The sequence below is a fragment of the Tenacibaculum sp. TB-53 genome, from assembly GCF_059716285.2.
Genome location: NZ_CM202790.1, coordinates 1648734 through 1669750, shown reverse-complemented (window position 1 = coordinate 1669750; position 21017 = coordinate 1648734). Strand labels below are relative to the sequence as shown.

Here is a 21017-nt window from a genome sequence, read left to right as displayed (position 1 = left end):
TTAATACCGATTTGTATAATTAGAGGTTAAATAAAATAAATCATGGTAGACAAAGTTAAGAGAGCTATTATTTTTAGAGAAATGTTTAATAGATATAAAAAACGTCCACTAGACAAATTCCTTGTTAGAGGTATAAAAATAGGTTCATTTGGACTTGTATTTGGACCTAGTAAAAGTGCTAAAACCACTTATTGCGAGTACTTAGCATTATGTATTGCGTGTGGAAGAAATGATTTCTTAGGAGATAAGATTGATATTACAGCTCAAAAAGTTTTATTCCTTGGACTAGAAGAATTTTGGGCTAACCGAGTTAGTAGAAATCTCAAACAGTATAACTCATTGAGTGATGCAGAAAAGAAGTTGTATGAAAAAAACTTCCTTTATCAACCTCTTGATTTTTTAAGATTTATACAAAAAGATAAAGATTGGAAAGAACTAAAGAAGTTGATTGAAGATTCAAATGCAAAATTTGTCTTTATAGATAGTATAACTAGAATGAACCACGGAAACTTAGAAGATAGTAGTGTTGCACAAAAAATTATGCAAAAATTACGTGATATCTGTTATGACTTAAATATCACTTTGGTATGCATTCATCATACACCTAAAATGTACGGAAAATCAATTACAATGGATTCTATTAAAGGTAGCTCTGTATTTGCACAGGAAGCTGATTTTGCAATAGGAATTAACCATGTGAATAAGAGACGCTATCAAAAAGATGTATTCTTTCGTTATATATCTGATGATATTGAGACTGTAAAAGAATTTGAAATAGATAAAAATGTTTGTGTTAAATTTATTCAAGAGACTAGTGAATATAGTATTTTAAATGGAAATGACAGAAGGAAAACAGATGATAAGAGAGAAACGTTTGTAGAATATTTTAAAGAGACTCCGTGTAAGGAACATAAGACTTCGGATATAGTTAAACATTTTACTACAACTTTTTCTATCAAGGAAAGGCAAGTGAAAAATTATTTAAAAGAGTTTGTAGCTGATAAAAGTCTTGTAAACCCTAAAAAAGGGATTTATGTTTACTCTGGTTGCGATAGTTTAAGAAAGGAGGTTGATAATGACTAAAAATAAAAAAGGTAGCGGTATTATATATACCGTTACCAACAATAAAACAGATAAAGTAGTCTATGTTGGTATTACTACTAAATCTCTTTCTTCCAGAAAAAAAGACCATGAACAGAGAGCAAAAAGAGGTAAAACTAATTTGTTTCAAGAAACTATAGCTACACTAGGTGCTGAGAATTTTAAATGGGTTACAGATAATACTTTATATGAAAATGATGAGTTAGCTCAAAAAGAACAGGAGTTAATTGAAAACTATAAGAAACAAGGTGTTAGGTTGCTTAATGAAGATAGAGGTGGTGGGATTCAAAAAACTGTGTATCGTTATAATGTAAAGGATGGTAGTTTAATGAGTAAATATTTCTCACTTGAAGAAGCGTCTAATTCAGTCAATTCAACTAAACAACAAATTAGTAGAGCATGTATTAATAAAACTCAATATAGGAATAACTATTGGAGCTATAGATTACAAGTACCTTTTCAGCCTAAAAAAGATAATAGATTAAAGGGAGTAATTCAATGTTATCCATCTTCAGGAAAAACAATTAAGATTTTTAAATCCATAGCTGAAGCGAGTAGGGTAACGGAAGTAAATAAAAACAGTATAGCTAAATGTTGTAGAGGTGAGAGAAAATTAGCAGGGGGGTATTTTTGGAAATATAAATAGAGTTAAAAATGTAAGAAGTAAGTAAATAAGGTATGATTTAAGGTAGTCAAAAAAGAAGAGCAGGATGAAAGTACTATAAATACTAATGATATACTCACAGGTTCGAATCCTGTCGCGATCACAATAAGCCTTACTAGTTTTAGTAAGGCTTTTTTGTTTTTGTAGGTTTTATAGTAGATACAGATTGTTTTCTTAAAATAGTAAAGACTTACTCCTTTTAATAATTATACTTATATCTTGTGAATTTGGTGTGTAATTAGGTGTACCACTTTTTATTTTTGGTGTACCATTTTTTCAGCAAAAAAATTGTATTATCCCCCCCCCAAAAAAAAATATCAATGAACATAAAAGCCAAACTTTTTGTTTGTGATGAAGAAAGAGAATTACTTTCTACAAGTTTAAATTACAATAGACTTACTGATTGGAACGGTAAACCTACATCAGCCTTGATGGGAGGAGCTTTTACAGTTACCTATGAATCACAAATGTATGATGATACCTTTATTGAGTGGATTATAGCCGATAGAAAAGATAATAAAAGACCAGAAAAGAAGGGACAAATACTGTTAAAGTTAATGAAGAAGGAACTTCATTAATGTAAGTAAAACATGAGTTTGTTATGTGTTTAAATAGTTTATTAAGTGGTTTTTATGCGTTAATTTATCGCGCCTGGTTGTATTTTACTTTTTAAATTTAATACTTTGGAGTATAGCCATAGCTTCTTTAAGATTAATGTCATAAATATTTTTAAGAGAAGAATAATTGTAATTATAATATTCCTTATTATGTTCAAAATATACACTATATCTTTTATAGTTTTGTCCATTCCAATTTGATTCGGTAATAACAGTATAGATATCACCAAGTTGACTGTTTTTAACTAGTCTTACTTCAAGAGGTGTATTTGTTTCTTTTTTTTGAATTAAAGAAAATAATTCACTTAGTGTTGACGGCTTTTCTTTTAGTTGATATTGAAAAATAGAGACTAAATTATTAAAATGATTTTCTCCTTTTTTAAGAGGGGTATAACCTACATAACCATGATGTTTAATAGGTCTCCAATTGTTAGGTTTAACAATTGTAAAGTTCTGATTATTTATCCAATTCTGTGTTTCAATGTCAGTTTTAATTGTCTTGACTGAAGAGCAATTAAATAACGTTAAAATCAATAATAAAGAGATAATTTGTTTCATATAGTTTTGTCATATTAAGTGGTGTTTTTCTTTTCTTTGAAGCTATTAAATTAAGCAAGTATACGTCAAACTAAAAACAAAAAGTATAAAATTTATTGTTTTTATCTCGGCTCTTTGTTGTGAACAGTATTTTTATTTTTTAAGTTCAGTAAACCACCAAGTATAACACAAGACATACCAATTAAGTATGCTATGTAAAATGGCTCGTTAAAAAAGATTATTAAAAAAATTGATGATAAAACAGGTGTTAAAAAAACAAATGGCGCTATAAGAGAAGCTTCTCCAATTTTAAGAGCTTTAATCCAAAATATATACGAAAGACCATTTACTAAAAATCCATTAATTAGAATTGGTATAACAGTATTTAAATTAGGAATCTTAAATTCAGAATAAAAGTTCATTGATAGAAAAGAAGCGAAACTAGCTGTTAAAAAGTAAATGGTTAATAATAGTATATCATCCATTTTTATTTTTTTACTTAACACAGAAAACAATGCAAAAACAAATGCTCCTGTAAATACTATTAAGTCGATATTTATATTTTCAAATTTTAATTGTTCAAAATCCCCTTTTGTGAGAACTAAGAAAACACCTATAAACCCCAAGAGAATAGATATTGTTTTAAACATTGTTAGTTTTTCTTTCAAAAGAATGAGGGATAGTAAAACAATTAAAATAGGCCAAGAATATTGAACAATTAACACCTCCATTCCTGGTGCATTAGCATAACCAAAATATAATAATACATAATACAGATAGGTGCCTAAAAAACCTAAACAAATAGCTTGCAACCATTTGATTTTTGCAATATAATATAGTTTTTGAAGGCTTTTTTTATAAAGGGTAATACCAAAAAAAAACAGTAAAGAAGATAGACTTGACCAAAAAAGAAATTGATGGTTATCTAATTCATTTTGTCCTAATTTAGATACAACAGGTATCAATGCCCATAAAAATACACAGACTATAATATAGATGAAAGATTTATTCATAGAAGTTTACTTTTATTAGAGTGCACAAACTTCTATTTTCTAATTATAATCTAATAGGACTATTTAGGATTAGTATGGTACTATTTGGAATTCAAATTTAATTTAGAAAATTTTCTATAAGTTATAGGTGTTTTTTCAAAGTGTTTTTTAAACGCTTTTATAAAATAAGAGCTTTCAGAGTAACCAAGTTCTCCTACAATTTCTTTAACACTTAAGTTACTGTAACGTAACATTCTTGCTGCTTCATTTAATATATAGGTTTCTAGAAATTTAGCTGATGTTAGCCCAGTATTCTTTTTAAGTATTTGATTCAGTTTTTTTTGAGAAGTAGCCAATTGCCTAATATAGAAAGCCAATTTTTTTTGTTCTTTATATTGTGTTCTAACCAATTGTACAAATTGTTCTAATATTTTCACATCATTATCCAAGTCTTCTATTTCTGTAAAGCTTTTAAATCCCTTTATTTTAGTGAGTAGTATATGTAAATAATCCTGTAAAATTGTGATAGTACTGTTTTGGTTCTTATTAAAATAATGATTTAAAAGATTGAATTCATTATTAAATATTTTAATTTCTTCACTCGGTATTTTGACATAAGCTTGATTAATGTTGTGAAACAGTAGAGTAGATTTATTTTGAAAACGGTCTAATAAACTATCGCAAAAACTAACAACATAACCTTGAACATCTTTGTTATATGTTATTTTGTGTAAATAATAAGGTGCTAAAAGAAAAATAGTCCCACCTGTAAAAATATATTTTTTATCCTCTATTACATGAACTCCAGAACCACTTTCAATCCAGACAATTTGATAAAAAATATGTCGATGTAATGATGTTCCATCATTATTTAAGGTTTGGTATCTACCATCAATAATTTTGTCTATTATAATTTTTTTATCATACTTTTTAAGTAATTTTTCAAACTCTTTTTTTATCATTAAATAATCTTTTATAATTGTGCACAACGATCTCAGCTATGGTTAGTGCGGGATTGAAAAACGATTAATTTTTGATTAAGCACTTAGCCAAAACTTTTTACTTTTTTTTATTTTTAAAGCCAAATTTAAAAATTTTGGAGTCTTAGTAAATAAGCACAACCTTTTCGGTTTAGTACTTGTTAGGTATGTTTTATACACCCTGTTGTATACAGTAATTTTTAACAGCAATCCCAGTAAAAATAGGCTTTTGAAAAATTCTTTTTAATTAGATTCTCTTCGCTTATAAAAACATGTCCAAGTCCACTGTCTCCAAACATTATATGGTCATCGACATCTATTTGTAAAACTTGTATATCATTTTTTTGGTCAACATTGTAATCTCTTGGGTCAGACTGAGTAAATTCCGCATACCCTCCAATTTTATGTCCCATTGCATTAAAATATTCTCCAAATAATTTCTCTTGTTCCTCATTCAAACTTTCATTAAAATCCCAATAGTCACCTCCATCAAAAAGATAATCGAATTGAGAATCCTCTGAACCTCCTTTATCAATTCCTTTTTCAAATGACAGTTGATGAAGTTTATAAACAGGCATTTCATCATAATCCTTTTCATTAATGAACGAAAAATCGCTTATCGGTTCTTTACTTAGCTCTTCAAGTGAATGATAAATGATAGCATAATCTTCTTCATACCAATCCGTTGCTGATAAGAATAGTTGAAGAATTCCGTTTGCAGGGAAAGGTGTAATTTGTGGAATTTGTTCAAAATTCAGTTGAGCAACCATTACCATAGGTTTTCCATTTCCATCTTTTGGATATTCTTTATCTCTTGGAAAGAATGGACTTCCTAGAAATTTGCTGTCTTTCAAATCTAAATTATCTTCAAGAAGCTTTTCTTCTCTTGGCTTTGCATTTATGCGCACGAATTCTCGTTCGTACTTTTTTAAATCGAACTCAAATTTCTTTATAAAGTCAGGAATCATTGATGTTTCTTTTATTGTGCACAACGGTCTAGGCTAAGAAACGTAGGGCTTTCGAAGCGATTCACTTTCCACCGAAATCAAAGTTTGTTAAATGAGCGAACCTTTCTGTAAGCCTTATCTGCCCTATGTTTTCTTAGCCATTGTTGGCAATAGTGTTTTTATTTCATAATCTCAATGTTTCGTCTTTGACAGACGTCTATAAAGTCTCCAATATTGAAACTTAGCAGATAGTCGATTTTCAATTTATTGTCGTCTAGCATCGCCCTGATAACTGAGTCAACTAGGCTTATCGGTCTATTAAACAGTAAAGTGGTCTCAAACGAATGATTCAATGCGAAATCTTTGTACTCAGTATCATCGATTATTTGAACATTATTTAATCCTAAGAGTCTTTCAAACTCCTTCATCCAATCGCTTCTTTTTGTAAAGCGTGTGTTGATTGACTCATAGAGTGTTGGAAAAGGCATCACTATATTTCCCAATTCAAGATATTCAGCAAGTTCATTTGCTTCTACATGATATTGGTCGCGTTGGTCATATAGAGCGTACCAAAAACCCGAATCAACTATTATGTTATTCATCTCCGTCCGTTATATCAGTGTCTTTCTGTCCATAACCTTCCCAAGGTGAAGCTCGCCTGTTTCCAATTATAAACTTTCCGCTGATTTTGTGGATTCCTTTATCAAGTCTCGCTCGAACTACGTAGATTCTATCACCTGGTTTAAAAGCTACGTTTTTCTCTAGGTCCTTTTTTAATGTGCTTAAAAGCTTTGCGTCAGTTCCATTGAATTCATAATTCAAGAATGCAATGCTGTTTCCTGCTTCTTTTGCATCGTTATTGTCGAGCCAAGCATAAAGTCCCGGAAAATCTCCTTTGATCCCAAGGTCATATGATATCCAAATTGCTTTTTTTGCCATGTTATCTTCTTTACATTATTGCCAACGGTCTCGGCTATGAGTAGTTGCGTGGGTTAGCGATTAACTTTGCAAGTACACACCAAACTGAAAATCCGCGAGGATTTTCAGAAGTAGGCGAGAACAAGCAATTACTTATAGCCATTGTTGGCAACTGGCTTTTACTCGAATAGTTTATTAATTTCTTTAAATACTTTTTCAAAATTATCCAATGTCTCTTTTTCAAAAAAATCTTTATCCACACCTAATTTAGCCAATTCATTTGCAGGTCTGTAATGATTAAAACGGTCTTTTGAAATATGTTTGTTAATCTGAATAATAATTTGATTAATACTAGTATTTAGGTCTGTTTCTTTAATATCTGTATATTCTGAATGAGCTAAATTGAAAAGTTTTAAATAATCAGTTTTAACGAACAAATCTTCAAGGTCTGCTTTTGTATGACTGTCTAGGAACTCGTCAAAAAACCTTACTTTACTTTTATGAATTATTTTGTCTGCTATCATTTTATCCATTTTTGCTTTCCCTTTCGCATCAGTATAAGAATCCAATAAGCAAACCATTTCTAGATTGGAACCTCTTAATAAAGAAATAAAGGTTGCAACTTTCTCCAATCCTCCTGTTGGAACAATTGTAATATCATCTCTAATTCCTTCTCTTCCTGCTGATTCAAGAATTGCCGATAAAGCGGTTAAGATTATTAAATCCGAAACACCTTCCACAAGTAAATTTTTCTTACTTACGAATAAGTTTTGTGCGATGTCATAACCTAACGCTGCTTGTAAAGGAAACAAAGTGTTTGGGTCTTTTTCTTGAATACTATCCGAAATTATAGAGCCTTTGTCAGTTTCGAGTACGGTTCTAACTCTATCCAAATTTTGAGGTGAAATCATAAATGGCGAATGAGTTGTATAGATAATTTGATAGTCTTCTGACAAGTCTTGAAGAAATCTTAACAAATCCGCTTGAGCAGAAGCGTGAAGATTTAAACCTGGTTCATCGAGTAGAAGTATGTAGTTAGAAGTATTGTCTTCTTGTATTTTTTTAAACCAAACCAAAAATGAAAAAAACCAATTAAAACCTTTACTTCTATTTTTTAATGGTAATGATACTCCTTTGCTTTTCACACGAACATCTAAAATATGCTCAACAATTCGAGTATTATTTCTTTGGTCAGTTTCTTCTTTTTTGTCTAATTGAAAAGTTATATGAAGATTTGAATTTGACTTCCAATACTTGAAGAGTTCTGCTGAAATTATTGCTTCTGTTGCTTCAAGTTCAGCTATAAAGTCTTCAAAGTCATCCGCCTTTAAAAGTTCTGTAGTATTTATGTCGGCTAATTCAAATAATGCTTTTGCAGTTTTATATTCGTTTTCTTGAAGCTGATTGCTTTCAAGTTTTTCAATATTTATTCTAGAAGGTAAAGTGAAATATTCATCGTAGTACAAAAATTTCGGAAGGTTTACGTCCAAATAATTGCGAAAAATATATTCTTCAATTGGGTTGTCAAATGAAAGCTTAAATTCAAAGTATTTTTTTAATCCTTTGAAAGCACTTACATAGTTTTCATCCTTATAAGTTGCTGCTAATTCTTCAAACTCTTTAGCTGTTTTTACTTTTTCTAATTTTTCCGTAAGAGCATTGCTTGATACTCCGAGTTCTTTTGTTTTATGCTCAATAAACTTCTTTTTGTCTGCTGAAAGATTACCTATTGTTCTTCCCGAGGTTTTGTATTTTGTTGTAACAGAAAAGGTTGTCGATTTTAGTACATCTTTTCCAACATCATCACTAATTTCGTTTATTAACCAATCTTCAAGTTCATATGTGCAAGTTATTGCTTTTGGATTTTCTCCACTTTTATCAATCTTCTTTTTTTCCTTTCTAGGGTAGTCGTGAGTTAGATTAAATTCAAATTGTTCGTCTTTTTGAAAATAGTTGGTTTTAGCAATTGCCTCTAAAGCAGATGTTTTACCTGATTCGTTCATACCAACCAAAATCGTTATGTCTTTATTCAGGTCAAATTCTTGGTCTGATTCAAAAGATTTGTATTTGTGTATTATTGTTTTAATTAATTTCATAGTCTTTGTTTTTCAGCTTGTTGCCAACTAGTTTATATGCGTAATAAAATTACTTATATATTCCTTTTACGGTAGGATATGCGGAACTTTTAGCAATTTTATTAACACTTTCAAATATAAAGAAATAAGATAAAAAAGTGCAAATTTTTTATCGGGATTACAAACGAAGTCTAATAGGGGTGTCTTTCCTCTTGAGTAATAGGAGGAACTTTAACCAAGTTGACACACTTTATTGAATACTCCCATAACACGGGTCGCTAATATCACGGCACGGGTCGCTAATATCACGGCATGCTCCGCAGACACCGCGGCACGGTTCGCTAATATCACGGCATGCTCCGCAGACACCGCGGCACGGTTCGCTAATATCACGGCATGCTCCGAAGATACCGCGGCACGGTTCGCTGATATCACGGCATGCTCCGCAGACACCGCGGCATGGGTCGCTGATATCACGGCATGCTCCGAAGACACCACGGCAAGGGTCGCTAATATCACGGCATGCTCCGCAGACACTACGGCACGGGTCGCTAATATCACGGCATGCTCCGCAGACACCACGGCATGGGTCGCTAATATCACGGCATGCTCCGAAGACACCGCGGCATGGGTCGCTGATATCACGGCATGCTCCGAAGACACTACGGCACGGGTCGCTAATATCACGGCATGCTCCGTTAACACCACGGCACGGGTCGCTGATATCACGGCGTGCTCCGTTAACACTACGGCATGGAGAGCTAATACTACGGCAATAGATAAATTAATAGCACTCGTAAAAAAGCTGACAGCGGTGCTAGCCGTAGCCTTAAATCCCAACAGATTTCATAAAAGCTCTCGGAGAAAACATTAAAAGAGCTTAAGAAAAAGCTACCAACCAATGCTTAAAAGTAGAATTTTGTTAGTTGTAGTATGAGTAAGCAGGTGTAAACAGTATTGGTTTTTACTATTAAAGATTACTTGAAAGTATCATCTCGATTGAAAAGAGGAATCTTATTAAAGTGAGTAACTCCTATTGTTGAGATGTCTCATTACTCATACCTCATGCTATCGACACGAACCCTATTGATTTTAGTTAATTTATAAAACTCAGGTTATACCAAAATTTTATCAAAGGTATAGACCATTTTTGCTAATTTCGCCGCTTAAAATTATTTGTATGATTACGGTAGATCAATTAACGGTTGAGTTTAGTGGTAACACCTTGTTTAGCGACGTTTCGTTTGTAATAAACGAGAACGATAAAATTGCCTTAATGGGTAAAAATGGGGCAGGAAAATCCACCATGATGAAAATTATAGCAGGAGTTTCTAAACCTACTAAAGGAGGCGTTCGTAGTCCGAAAGATACCGTAATCGCTTACTTACCTCAGCATTTGTTAATGGAAGACAATTGCACGGTAAAAGAAGAAGCGTCGAAAGCATTTGCATCTATTTTTGCTATGAAAGCTGAAATGGACGACCTCAACAAACAATTAGAAACCCGTACCGATTACGAATCGGATGATTATATGAAAATCATCGAGCGCGTATCAGATTTAGGGGAGAAGTACTACGCGTTAGAAGAAATAAACTACGAAGCAGAAGTAGAAAAAGCTTTAAAAGGATTAGGATTTAAACAAGAAGATTTTGAAAGAGCGACCTCAGAGTTTAGTGGAGGTTGGCGTATGCGTATTGAGTTGGCGAAAATCTTATTACAAAAACCCGATTTAATTTTGTTAGATGAGCCTACCAACCACGTAGATATCGAATCGGTAATTTGGTTGGAAAATTTCTTATTAAACAAAGCCAAGGCGGTAGTAGTAATTTCGCACGATAAAGCATTTATCGATAACATTACCAACCGAACCATTGAAGTAACGATGGGGACTATTCACGATTACAAAGCGAACTACTCACACTATTTAGAGTTGCGTAAAGAGCGTCGTGCACATCAGTTAAAAGCTTACCAAGAACAACAAAAATTTATTGCAGATACCAAAGCATTTATCGAACGTTTTAAAGGAACCTATTCAAAAACGAATCAAGTAGCTTCGCGTGAACGAATGTTAGAAAAATTAGTTCCTGTAGAAATAGATGAGGTAGATACTTCAGCATTAAAACTGCGTTTTCCACCATCACCACGTTCAGGAGACTATCCTGTAAAAGTGGAAGGATTGACGAAGCAATACGGAGACTTAACCGTATTTAAAGACGCAAGTTTTTCCATAGCTCGTGGAGAAAAGGTGTCGTTTGTAGGAAGAAATGGAGAAGGAAAATCGACCATGATTAAAGCAATTATGGGAGAAATTGATTTTGAAGGTGAATGTGGTTTAGGACACAACGCCAAAGTAGGATATTTTGCTCAAAATCAAGCATCATTGTTAGATCCTGAATTAACAATTTTCCAAACCGTAGATGAGGTTGCCGAAGGAGACATTAGAACACAAATCAAAAATATATTAGGACGTTTTATGTTCTCGGGCGATGATTTAGAAAAGAAAGTAAAAGTACTTTCTGGAGGAGAGAAAACACGTTTGGCAATGGTGAAATTGTTACTAGAGCCTGTAAACGTGTTGATTTTAGATGAGCCTACAAACCACTTAGATTTAAAATCGAAAGAGGTAATCAAAGAAGCCTTATTGCACTTCGACGGAACGTTGATTTTAGTATCTCACGATCGTGATTTCTTACAAGGATTATCTCAAAAAGTATTTGAATTTAAAGACCAACGTGTTATAGAACATTTTGAAACGATTGATGCTTTCTTAGAACGTAACAACATCAAAGCGTTAAAGGAGATTGACCTGTAAAAAACGTCATTGCGAGTGGAACGAAGCAATCTGTATATCGTGTACCGAGTAAAAGATAGCCAAGTCGTTCATTTCGACTTCGCTCAATGAGCCTCCTTACTATGACGTCTCGATTACTGTCATTTCGAGTGATAACGAGAAATCTTATTCATGTGAGTAACTCCCATTGTTGAGATTTCTCGTCGCTCATAAAATCGCTCTGTCGAAATGACGTCTAAGTTATCGTCATTGCGAGTGGAACGAAGCAATCTGCTAGTCGATGGAGAGATTACTTCAGTCGTACCTCCTTCGTAATGACGAGTAGAGAAGACGGTTTAGTTCACTCCACAACACTTTTTATACTTCACTCCACTATCACAAGGACAAGGATCGTTTCTGGAAATATCAAGGCGTTTTAAATGCAGGTTCATGTCGTCCATATCTTGTTTAAAGATTTGCTCTAGCAACGCATAAAGCTCAGGATGTTTTCTAGCTAATAACTTCGGACGCTCAAAAAAGTATTCACTAGCTACTGAGAAAAATTCTGCTTTGTTAGTTCCGCCATACGGATTGATATCAGAAGCGTCGTTATATATTTCTTCAATCTTTTTGTTGATTAAGTCTACCCACGGAATACTGTATTGCTTTTCTAATAATACATGTGGTACTCCGTCAATATTACCATCTAGTTTATCAATTAAATGTACAAACTCATGGATAGCGGTATTCTTTTTATCGGTTTCATTCTCAAAACCTAGATGTAAAGCAGGTTTCGATAAAACCATTTTTCCTTCTAAATATCCGTTACCTACCATTCCTAAAATTCTTCGGTTGTCTCCTTCGGTTTCAAAATGCTCGTTGAACATAGCAGGGTATAAAATAATTTCTTTGATATTAGGATAACGCCATTCAGGAAAATTAAAAATAGGAATTACAGCACTAGAAGCTATCAGAAGTTTGTCCATAATCGTAACTGTAACATCAACACCAATAACTTCATGATTTAACATGAATTCAAAAACTTTGAATTCAAACAATTCTTTTTCATCAGGAGTGAGTGCGTTGTAAAAAGCGACTTTTTTAGTTAAAATAACTTTCCATTTGTTTGGAAAAGGAGTTGTAGGTTGTTTCCACTTTGGTGTTGAGGTGCTTTTTTTGAATACAAGAAAAATACCTACGAGTATAATTATAGATAAATAAGTCATTTAAAATAGCATTGAGACTACTAGTAATTTTTTTTTCAAATATATAAAAATAGGGTAGAGTACAAGCGTCATTGCGAATGGAATGAAGCAATCTGTATATCGTGTACCGAGTAAAAGATAGCCACGTTGTTCATTTCGACTTCGCTCAATGAGCCTCCTCGCTATGACGTTTAGGTATGGTCATTCTAATTAACTTAACGTCATTCCAAACGGATGTGAGGAATCTCATGAAGAGAGTAACTTCTATTCTTAAGATCTCTCACATTCCGCGTTGCTTCAGTTCGAGATGACGGTATGTTTCGTCATTGCGAGTAGAACGAAGCAATCTGCTAGTTGATGGAGAGATTACTTCAGTCGTACCTCCTTCGAAATGACATATTATTACAATTAACTTAACGTCATTCCAAACGGATGTGAGGAATCTCATGAAGAGAGTAACTTCTATTCTTAAGATCTCTCACATTCCGCGTTGCTTCAGTTCGAGATGACGGTATGTTTCGTCATTGCGAGTAGAACGAAGCAATCTGCTAGTTGATGGAGAGATTACTTCAGTCATAACCTCCTTCGTAATGACGTTTTATTTATAATTATTGTGAGGGAAACGAAACAATCTTCTTTAGTAATAATATTTAAGTTTCTGTTTTTGAGTGTTTTGTAGTTTAATATTGGTTTTATTGAGTGTTTGTTAAAAATCAACTCCTTATTTTGTGTAAATGTTAAATTTTATATTGTTTTGTTGTATTGTTTGTAAATGAAGTTCGAAATGTATACATTGGCAATGAGATTTTAGTTCTATAACTTAAATCTTAATTTTATAAAGTAGTAACCTTAAATTCCCCAATAATATGACTACAAAAACAGGTTTTATAACTGTAGCAAAAGAACAGATCAAGTTCTTGAAATTTCCAAAAGAAGAGGTGTTAAACAAAAAGAAAGCAATAGTAAATCGTATTTTAGATTTACAGCGGGCTTTGTCTTTAGGAAATTTAGAAAGAGAAAAGGTAAAAATATTTTTTATGGATGTGGATGGTTTAAAGAGAGTAGAAACAACCGTTTGGGGTATTACTGATGCCTCGGTAATTTTAAAAGAATCTACTATTATTCCATTAGAAAGAATTGTAAGAGTTGCATAAATAAAAAAGACCTCGAAATTTCGAGGTCTTTTTTATAGGTGTTATATTTATTAAGCTTCTGCTTCCATATAATCTTCAATAGGATTACAAGAACAAATTAAATTACGGTCACCAAAAGCATCGTCTACACGGCGTACTGAAGGCCAAAACTTATTGTCTGCAATATAATCTAAAGGAAATGCTGCTTGTTTACGAGAGTATGGTAAATCCCACTCATCAGCAGTTAACATTTCTTGCGTATGTGGTGCATTTTTAAGCGGGTTGTTAGGATTTTCTTTACTCGCTTCGGCAATCTCTTTTCTAATAGAGATTAACGCATCACAAAAACGGTCTAATTCAGCGACACCTTCCGATTCGGTTGGCTCTACCATAATTGTACCCGCTACAGGGAAAGATACCGTAGGCGCGTGGAATCCGTAGTCCATTAAACGTTTCGCAATGTCAGTAACTTCAATTCCGTTTTGTTTAAACTCACGACAGTCTAAAATCATTTCGTGAGCAGCACGGTTCATTTCACCAGTATATAAAGTGCTATAATGTCCGCTTAAACGCTCTTTAATATAGTTTGCGTTTAAAATAGCGTTCTTAGTAGAGTTTGTTAACCCGTCAGCACCTAACATGGTAATGTATCCGTAAGAGATTAAACATACCAATGCAGAACCCCAAGGAGCTGCTGAAATAGCCGTAATGGCATTGTTACCACCAGTTGCTATTACAGGGTTGGTAGGTAAAAATGGAACTAATTGAGGAGCCACACAAATTGGTCCAACACCTGGTCCACCACCACCGTGAGGAATCGCAAATGTTTTATGTAGGTTTAAGTGACAAACATCGGCACCAATAGTTGCAGGATTTGTTAATCCTACCTGTGCGTTCATGTTTGCACCGTCCATATATACTTGTCCACCATTATCGTGAATAATTTGCGTAATTTCTTTAATCGCCTTTTCAAATACTCCGTGAGTAGATGGGTAGGTTACCATTAAAGCAGCTAAATTATCAGCGTGTTTTTCAGCTTTAGCACGTAAATCTTCTACATCGATGTTTCCTCTTTCATCAGTTTTGGTAACCACCACTTTCATACCCGCCATAACAGCAGATGCAGGGTTCGTTCCGTGAGCTGATGCAGGAATTAAACAGATGTTTCTGTGGGTATCTCCATTTGCTTCGTGATAGGCTCTAATAGTCATTAATCCGGCAAATTCACCTTGCGCACCAGAGTTAGGTTGTAAAGAAGTACCTGCAAAACCAGTAATAACGTTTAATTGGTTTTCAAGGTTATCTAACATAATTTGGTATCCTTCTGCTTGGTTTAATGGAGCAAATGGGTGAATATTTCCCCATTGAGGATTACTCAATGGTAACATTTCAGAAGCAGCATTTAACTTCATGGTACAAGACCCTAAAGAAATCATTGAGTGATTTAATGCTAAATCTTTACGTTCTAATTTTTTGATATAACGCATCATGTCAGTTTCTGATTGATACGTGTTAAATATTTCGTTATCTAAGAAAGAAGTAGCTCTTTTTACGTCTGCAGGAATTACATCTGTTGAAGTAAATTCAGTAACTAAAATATCTTTGATATTGAATGCTTGTTCAAAACAATCAACAATTTCATTGATTTCCTTTAAACCTACTGTTTCGTTTACAGAGATTGAAATATGCTCTGCATCGATGTAGTTAAAGTTGATTCCGTTTGCTTCTGCTACTGGACGTAACTTGTCAGCTTCAACTTCCACTAAAATAGTATCGAAATAAGCACTATTCTTTTGTTTGAAACCTAAATCGTTTAACGCTTTTGCTAGAGTTGTAGTGCTCGTGTGTACACGATCTGCAATGTATTGTAAACCATTTTTACCGTGGTATACAGCATACATACCTGCCATAACCGCTAATAATACTTGTGCAGTACAAATGTTTGAAGTTGCTTTTTCACGTTTAATGTGTTGCTCACGCGTTTGTAATGCCATACGTAACGCACGACCACCATCAACATCTTTGGTAACTCCAATAATACGACCAGGTATACTACGCTTGTAAGCTTCTTTAGTAGCAAAATATCCAGCGTGAGGTCCTCCATATCCTAAAGGAATACCAAAACGTTGTGTAGTACCTACGACAACGTCAGCACCAAATTCAGCAGGAGCTTTTAACTTTACTAATGATAAAATATCAGCAGCAACCGCTACTTTAATGTTATTTGCGTTACAGTTAGCAACGAAGTCAGTATAATCATATACTTGTCCGTGCTTACTAGGATATTGTACGATAGCACCAAAGAACTCTTCTGAGAAGTTAAACTCTTCGTGGTTACCAACAACTAATTCAATTCCGATAGGAATAGCACGTGTTTGTAATACCGATAAGGTTTGTGGTAAAATTTCTTCTGAAACAAAGAACTTGTTTACGCTTGCTTTTTTTTGTGCTCTTTCACGAACATCAAATAATAAAGCCATGGCTTCTGCAGCTGCAGTACTTTCATCTAATAATGAAGCGTTAGCTAATTCCATTCCTGTTAAATCACAAATCATAGTTTGGTAATTTAACAAGGCTTCTAAACGTCCTTGTGCTATTTCAGCTTGGTAAGGGGTATACGCAGTATACCATCCTGGGTTTTCTAAAATATTACGTTGGATAACACTAGGTAAAATAGCTTCGTGATATCCTAAACCTATATAGCTTTTAAAAACTTTGTTTTTTGCACCTAATTCGTTAATGTGATTTAGGTATTCATATTCGCTCATTGCAGGGGCTAAATCAAGCTCTTTTTGTAAACGAATATCGTCGGGAATAGTTTCATAAATCAATTGGTCTAAACTCTCAATGCCAATTGTTTGAAGCATTTGGTCCTGATCTTTAACACGAGGACCTATATGCCTAAGTTGAAATGAATTTGTGTTCATTATTGTGTTGTTGTTTTTCGTGCCTCAAAAATAGTGAAATTGGTTGATTTGATACTACATATTTTTTTGTTAAAAACAATATTTTATTAACCAAAACAGCTGGTTATAAACAGAAAAGTTATTTTTGTTAGATGAACCTTTTTAAAAAAGTACTTGATTTTTATATAAATTCTAGTATCCATGTAGCCTTATCGGTGATTTCTTTGTTTATAATTACGGAATTATACTTTGGTTTTTCGTCTGATGAATCACTCGGTTTTTTTGTGTTTTTTGCCACAATTACTGGGTATAATTTCGTTAAATATGCAGGAGTAGCGAAACTCCATCATCGAAGTTTGACTAAAAACTTGCAAATCATTCAAATATTTTCGTTGATTTGTTTCTTGCTAATGTGTTATTATGCATGGTTACTACCTTTAAGAACTTTATTGTTTTTCGTGCCTTTAGGGGTTTTAACTTTTTTATATGCAGTGCCTTTTTTAAGTGGATTCCAAAAAAACTTACGAAGTATTGGCTATTTAAAAATAATAGTAGTGGCCTTGGTATGGGCAGTAACTACGGTGTTATTGCCAATATATGCTAGTGAAATTTCTTTCACAACTAAGGTGTACTTGTGTCTAATACAGCGTTTTTTGTTGGTAATAATATTAATCCTTCCTTTTGATATTAGAGATGTGCAATACGATGCTATTTCTTTACAAACAATTCCTAAAAAAATAGGTTTAGAAAATACTAAAAAGTTTGGGGTTGTTTTGCTTGGGGTGTGTTTGGTGTTGGAGTTTATGATTAGTCCGAATACTCAATATCGTACAGCTTTTTTATTGGTGTTTTCCATATTGTTAATTTTATTGATGAGAGCAAGAGTAAATCAGTCTAAATACTACAGTTCTTTTTGGGTTGAGGCAATTCCCATTTTTTGGTTGTTATTTTTGTTAGTTTAAGATTGAAGCTTTTAGCAGGTATTGAAACTTGAAAAGTAATAGCTTGTAAGCAGCGTGTTTTTTATAGTTAAAAACTGAAACTAAAGGGTTTTGTAATATGTGTTTTTAAGAAAACCTTTGTACATTCGTTGGCTTAACAACACAACAACAAAAATACAAATTAAGTAACATGAATTTAGTAAAACGAAATTTCGTTTTCGATTTCGATAGCACACTTACCAGTGTGGAAGCATTAGATGTTTTAGCCGAAATCACCTTAAATGGGAGTCCGAAAAAAGAAGAGGTTATTCAAGAAGTAACCCGCATTACCAATCAAGGAATTGATGGAGAAATGTCCTTTACGGAATCCTTAGAAAAACGTATTCGGTTATTAAGTGCTAAAAAATCTGATTTACCTTTATTAATAGAGGAGTTAAAACAGAAAGTATCTCCTTCCATAGAAAGAAATAAAGAGTTTTTTGAAAGCTTTTCTGATGATATTTATGTGATATCAGCTGGTTTTAAAGAATTTATAGACCCTATCGTTGCTGAGTATAACATTCCGTCGGAAAGAGTATTCGCAAATACTTTTGAGTTTGACAAAGATGGAGTTATTGTTGGATTTGATACCCAAAATCCATTATCTAAACATAATGGAAAGATAGATTGTTTAAAATCCTTAAATTTAGAAGGTGAAGTACAAGTAATTGGAGATGGTTATAGTGATGCTGTTACCAAAGAAGCAGGTGTTGCTGATACTTTTTTTGCTTATACAGAAAATGTGTCGAGAGATAAGACAATAGCAAATGCCGACCATATTACTCCAAATTTAGATGAATTTTTATACGTTAACAAATTGCCTAGAAACCTATCATACCCAAAGAACAGAATTAAAATATTATTATTAGAAAACGTGCACCCTGATGCTTTTACAAAGTTGACAGGTGATGGATTTTCTGTAGAAACTGTTTCAAGAAGTTTATCGGAAGATGAATTGATTGAAAAATTAAAAGATGTTCATGTGTTAGGAATCCGTTCTAAAACACAAGTAACTCGTAAAGTAATTGAAGCTGCTGAAAAATTAATGGTGGTTTCTGCTTTTTGTATTGGAACGAAGCAAATCGATTTAGAAGCATGTAAAGAAAATGGAGTAGTAGTTTTTAATGCACCATATAGTAACACTCGTTCGGTAGTAGAATTAGCAATTGGAGAAATCATTATGTTGATGCGTAGTGTGTTTCAAAGAAGTACAGAAATTCACAACGGTCAATGGAATAAAACAGCACAAGGTTCAAGAGAGGTGCGTGGTAAAAAGTTAGGAATTGTTGGATACGGAAACATAGGAAAACAATTATCTGTATTGGCAGAAGCTTTAGGAATGGACGTGTACTATTATGATGTTGAAGATAAATTAGCTTTAGGGAACGCAACAAGATTAGATACATTAAAAGAGTTGTTGAATATTTCTGATGTGGTAACCTTGCATGTAGATGATAATTCAGCAAACAAAAACTATATAGGAAAGGAAGAGTTAGCTGAAATGAAAGATGGAGCGCATTTGGTAAACCTTTCTCGCGGATTTGTAGTAGACATTGAAGCATTGGTGGATGCGTTGAAATCAGGTAAACTTGCAGGTGCTGCTGTAGATGTGTATCCTGAAGAGCCAAGAAAAAATGGTGAGTTTTATACTGAGTTAAAAGGATTAGATAATGTGATTTTAACTCCACATGTGGGAGGTAGTACAGAAGAAGCTCAAAGAGATATTGCTGATTTTGTTCCGAACAAAATTATGGCGTATATCAATTCAGGGAATACGGTTGATGCGGTTAATTTCCCAAATATTCGTTTACCTAAGCATAAAAATGCACATCGTTTTTTACATATTCATAAAAATGTACCTGGAATAATGGCAAAGATTAATAAGGTATTAGCAAAATATGAATTGAATATTACAGGACAATATCTTTCTACAGATGAAAAAGTAGGGTATGTAATTACTGATGTTGATAAAGAATATAATCAAGAAGTAATAACAAAGCTTAAAAAAGTTGAAGGAACAATTAAATTTAGAGTACTGTATTAAAAACGTATTCTATGTAATTTTTACTATTCGAGGTTTGCAGTAAAATGTAGACCTTGTTTTTGTTTGTAGTTATTTCTTTAAGGTGGAAAAGTAAACCCAAGCAATAAAAAAGAGTTGTAATGGGATTCTAAACCACAAATAAGAAAGTCCTTTTCCGTTATAAGTTCCCGTTTGATAATTCAAGTTTTCTAAACTAGCTTTTATGTTTGCAGGGAGCATAAGTAGTAAGAAAAAGATAAGAATCCAAGCAGTTGTTTTCTGGTAAACTGGTAATAATAAGCCTATAGCTAATATAATTTCTAAAATTCCTGTTGCTAATACTAAAGTTGGCTTTAAAGGAATAAAATTTGGAATCATTTTACTCATGCCATCAGTAAATAGAAAATGCCCTAATGCAGTAAACAATAGCATAGTGCACATGGCTATTCTGGCAGAAAGCAGGTAGTTAATGTTTTTAGAAATAAGTCTTTGTATTCCTATAGAAACTATAAAAGTTAGAAGTAAAATAAATAATGGTTTCATTGCCTAAAAAGTTTTATCCAAAATTGAAGAAACTTTAAGAAGGAGTCAATGAACTTGGGTTAATAAATTCGTTTTCTAATTCTACTCAGTGCTTGTGGAGTTATTCCAATATAAGATGCTATGTATTTTAATGGAATGTGTTGGATTAATTCAGGTCTTTCTTGAAAAAGGTTGAGGTATCTTTCTTCAGGTGTATTGTTTAAAAGAGAAAGTTCTCGTTTCGATTTTAGTAAAAATAAATTCTCCGCGTTTTTCCTTCCTACTTCATTGCCAATGGAGGTGTTTTGATAAATGTCTTCTAAATCATTAAAAGATAATCTCCATAAAATAGTAGGGGTTAACGTTTCAATACTATATTCAGAAGGAGTTTGTGCTAAAAAAGAGTCATAAGCACTGATAAAGCTGTTTTTAAAAACAAAACCAAATGTTACATCATTTTCAATTTTAGGAATGAATAACCTTAAAATTCCTGTTTCAACAAAAGAAAGATAGTTTTCAGTGGTTCCTTTGGTTAATACAATTTCTTTCTTCTGAAGTGTCACTTTTTGGAGTTTAGAGCAAAAATAGTTAGAATCCTTTTCAGAGATGTCAGCAAAAGATTGTAAGAGTGTTTTTATTTGTTTCAT

General features: G+C 33.0%; 19 protein-coding genes. 7 read left to right on the top strand and 12 right to left on the bottom strand.

Going from position 1 to position 21017, the window contains the following annotated elements; all coding sequences use genetic code 11:
- Positions 1-42: 42 nt before the first annotated feature.
- The 3 genes from AC3VJB_RS07610 (at position 43) to tssD (ending at position 2343) form a co-directional block, all read left to right on the top strand.
- A complete protein-coding gene (locus AC3VJB_RS07610; protein WP_497666979.1) occupies positions 43-1083 on the top strand; it encodes an AAA family ATPase in 1041 nt (346 codons plus the stop codon).
- Complete coding sequence (locus AC3VJB_RS07605; RefSeq protein WP_497666978.1) at positions 1076-1747, top strand: GIY-YIG nuclease family protein; 672 nt, start codon at positions 1076-1078, stop codon at positions 1745-1747. The genes AC3VJB_RS07610 and AC3VJB_RS07605 overlap by 8 nt, the downstream gene beginning before the upstream one ends.
- A 338-nt stretch (positions 1748-2085) precedes the next feature.
- Positions 2086-2343 carry a type VI secretion system tube protein TssD gene (gene tssD, locus AC3VJB_RS07600; RefSeq protein WP_437822839.1) on the top strand — a complete coding sequence of 86 codons (258 nt, stop codon included), beginning with the start codon at positions 2086-2088 and terminating at the stop codon, positions 2341-2343.
- A gap of 84 nt (positions 2344-2427) precedes the next feature.
- On the opposite strand, the gene AC3VJB_RS07595 is transcribed toward tssD, so the two are convergent.
- The 8 genes from AC3VJB_RS07595 to AC3VJB_RS07560 all read right to left on the bottom strand — a co-directional run bounded on the left by AC3VJB_RS07595 (position 2428) and on the right by AC3VJB_RS07560 (position 9671).
- A complete protein-coding gene (locus AC3VJB_RS07595; protein WP_073181375.1) occupies positions 2428-2940 on the bottom strand; it encodes a hypothetical protein in 513 nt (170 codons plus the stop codon).
- 101 nt (positions 2941-3041) lie between these two features.
- On the bottom strand, positions 3042-3932 hold the full coding sequence (locus tag AC3VJB_RS07590; protein ID WP_253679843.1) for a DMT family transporter: 891 nt from the start codon (positions 3930-3932) through the stop codon (positions 3042-3044).
- Between the two features lie 80 nt (positions 3933-4012).
- Complete coding sequence (locus tag AC3VJB_RS07585) at positions 4013-4873, bottom strand: helix-turn-helix domain-containing protein (protein WP_047789361.1); 861 nt, start codon at positions 4871-4873, stop codon at positions 4013-4015.
- Between the two features lie 218 nt (positions 4874-5091).
- Positions 5092-5859: a YwqG family protein gene (locus tag AC3VJB_RS07580; RefSeq protein ID WP_047789360.1), complete on the bottom strand. Its 768-nt coding sequence runs from the start codon at positions 5857-5859 to the stop codon at positions 5092-5094.
- A gap of 158 nt (positions 5860-6017) precedes the next feature.
- The gene (locus AC3VJB_RS07575) at positions 6018-6440 is read right to left on the bottom strand and encodes a hypothetical protein (protein ID WP_497666977.1); all 423 of its coding nucleotides are present in this window, start codon (positions 6438-6440) and stop codon (positions 6018-6020) included.
- Positions 6433-6777, bottom strand: coding sequence for a hypothetical protein (locus AC3VJB_RS07570; protein WP_497666976.1), 345 nt, complete (start codon positions 6775-6777; stop codon positions 6433-6435). Before AC3VJB_RS07570 ends, AC3VJB_RS07575 begins: the two co-directional genes overlap by 8 nt.
- A 158-nt stretch (positions 6778-6935) precedes the next feature.
- The gene (locus AC3VJB_RS07565) at positions 6936-8852 is read right to left on the bottom strand and encodes an AAA family ATPase (protein ID WP_497666975.1); all 1917 of its coding nucleotides are present in this window, start codon (positions 8850-8852) and stop codon (positions 6936-6938) included.
- A gap of 210 nt (positions 8853-9062) precedes the next feature.
- The gene (locus tag AC3VJB_RS07560; RefSeq protein WP_497666974.1) at positions 9063-9671 is read right to left on the bottom strand and encodes a hypothetical protein; all 609 of its coding nucleotides are present in this window, start codon (positions 9669-9671) and stop codon (positions 9063-9065) included.
- A 340-nt stretch (positions 9672-10011) separates the two neighbouring features.
- Between AC3VJB_RS07560 and AC3VJB_RS07555 the strand changes: the two genes are divergently transcribed.
- Positions 10012-11643, top strand: a complete 1632-nt coding sequence (locus AC3VJB_RS07555; RefSeq protein ID WP_073181369.1) for an ABC-F family ATP-binding cassette domain-containing protein — start codon at positions 10012-10014, stop codon at positions 11641-11643.
- A gap of 314 nt (positions 11644-11957) precedes the next feature.
- Here the strand turns inward: AC3VJB_RS07555 and AC3VJB_RS07550 are convergent, their stop codons facing one another.
- On the bottom strand, positions 11958-12827 hold the full coding sequence (locus tag AC3VJB_RS07550; protein WP_497666973.1) for a zinc-dependent peptidase: 870 nt from the start codon (positions 12825-12827) through the stop codon (positions 11958-11960).
- Positions 12828-13672: 845 nt separating this feature from the next.
- Between AC3VJB_RS07550 and AC3VJB_RS07545 the strand changes: the two genes are divergently transcribed.
- Positions 13673-13960, top strand: coding sequence for a hypothetical protein (locus tag AC3VJB_RS07545; RefSeq protein ID WP_047789357.1), 288 nt, complete (start codon positions 13673-13675; stop codon positions 13958-13960).
- 50 nt (positions 13961-14010) lie between these two features.
- Here AC3VJB_RS07545 and gcvP read toward each other — a convergent pair whose 3' ends face one another.
- On the bottom strand, positions 14011-16866 hold the full coding sequence (gene gcvP / locus AC3VJB_RS07540) for an aminomethyl-transferring glycine dehydrogenase (protein ID WP_497666972.1): 2856 nt from the start codon (positions 16864-16866) through the stop codon (positions 14011-14013).
- A 131-nt stretch (positions 16867-16997) separates the two neighbouring features.
- On the opposite strand from gcvP, the gene AC3VJB_RS07535 reads away from it, so the two are divergent.
- Together AC3VJB_RS07535 and serA are read left to right on the top strand one after the other, a co-directional pair.
- Complete coding sequence (locus AC3VJB_RS07535) at positions 16998-17807, top strand: UbiA prenyltransferase family protein (protein ID WP_497666971.1); 810 nt, start codon at positions 16998-17000, stop codon at positions 17805-17807.
- A 169-nt stretch (positions 17808-17976) separates the two neighbouring features.
- Complete coding sequence (gene serA, locus AC3VJB_RS07530; RefSeq protein ID WP_497666970.1) at positions 17977-19869, top strand: phosphoglycerate dehydrogenase; 1893 nt, start codon at positions 17977-17979, stop codon at positions 19867-19869.
- A 69-nt stretch (positions 19870-19938) separates the two neighbouring features.
- Here serA and AC3VJB_RS07525 read toward each other — a convergent pair whose 3' ends face one another.
- Complete coding sequence (locus AC3VJB_RS07525; protein ID WP_159615672.1) at positions 19939-20391, bottom strand: DoxX family protein; 453 nt, start codon at positions 20389-20391, stop codon at positions 19939-19941.
- A 59-nt stretch (positions 20392-20450) separates the two neighbouring features.
- Entirely contained in the window at positions 20451-21017 is a 567-nt protein-coding gene (locus AC3VJB_RS07520; RefSeq protein WP_173360690.1) for a Crp/Fnr family transcriptional regulator, read from the bottom strand.

Excerpts from the sequence above, each read along its gene's own strand:
- AC3VJB_RS07570 (WP_497666976.1), bottom strand. The coding sequence starts at position 6,777 with ATGGCAAAAAAAGCAATTTGGATATCATATGACCTTGGGATCAAAGGA.
- AC3VJB_RS07610 (WP_497666979.1), top strand. The coding sequence starts at position 43 with ATGGTAGACAAAGTTAAGAGAGCTATTATTTTTAGAGAAATGTTTAAT.
- tssD (WP_437822839.1), top strand. The coding sequence starts at position 2,086 with ATGAACATAAAAGCCAAACTTTTTGTTTGTGATGAAGAAAGAGAATTA.
- AC3VJB_RS07550 (WP_497666973.1), bottom strand. The coding sequence starts at position 12,827 with ATGACTTATTTATCTATAATTATACTCGTAGGTATTTTTCTTGTATTC.
- AC3VJB_RS07580 (WP_047789360.1), bottom strand. The coding sequence starts at position 5,859 with ATGATTCCTGACTTTATAAAGAAATTTGAGTTCGATTTAAAAAAGTAC.
- AC3VJB_RS07520 (WP_173360690.1), bottom strand. The coding sequence starts at position 21,017 with ATGAAACAAATAAAAACACTCTTACAATCTTTTGCTGACATCTCTGAA.
- AC3VJB_RS07535 (WP_497666971.1), top strand. The coding sequence starts at position 16,998 with ATGAACCTTTTTAAAAAAGTACTTGATTTTTATATAAATTCTAGTATC.
- AC3VJB_RS07585 (WP_047789361.1), bottom strand. The coding sequence starts at position 4,873 with ATGATAAAAAAAGAGTTTGAAAAATTACTTAAAAAGTATGATAAAAAA.
- AC3VJB_RS07595 (WP_073181375.1), bottom strand. The coding sequence starts at position 2,940 with ATGAAACAAATTATCTCTTTATTATTGATTTTAACGTTATTTAATTGC.
- AC3VJB_RS07555 (WP_073181369.1), top strand. The coding sequence starts at position 10,012 with ATGATTACGGTAGATCAATTAACGGTTGAGTTTAGTGGTAACACCTTG.
- AC3VJB_RS07565 (WP_497666975.1), bottom strand. The coding sequence starts at position 8,852 with ATGAAATTAATTAAAACAATAATACACAAATACAAATCTTTTGAATCA.
- AC3VJB_RS07545 (WP_047789357.1), top strand. The coding sequence starts at position 13,673 with ATGACTACAAAAACAGGTTTTATAACTGTAGCAAAAGAACAGATCAAG.
- AC3VJB_RS07605 (WP_497666978.1), top strand. The coding sequence starts at position 1,076 with ATGACTAAAAATAAAAAAGGTAGCGGTATTATATATACCGTTACCAAC.
- AC3VJB_RS07575 (WP_497666977.1), bottom strand. The coding sequence starts at position 6,440 with ATGAATAACATAATAGTTGATTCGGGTTTTTGGTACGCTCTATATGAC.
- gcvP (WP_497666972.1), bottom strand. The coding sequence starts at position 16,866 with ATGAACACAAATTCATTTCAACTTAGGCATATAGGTCCTCGTGTTAAA.
- AC3VJB_RS07525 (WP_159615672.1), bottom strand. The coding sequence starts at position 20,391 with ATGAAACCATTATTTATTTTACTTCTAACTTTTATAGTTTCTATAGGA.
- serA (WP_497666970.1), top strand. The coding sequence starts at position 17,977 with ATGAATTTAGTAAAACGAAATTTCGTTTTCGATTTCGATAGCACACTT.
- AC3VJB_RS07590 (WP_253679843.1), bottom strand. The coding sequence starts at position 3,932 with ATGAATAAATCTTTCATCTATATTATAGTCTGTGTATTTTTATGGGCA.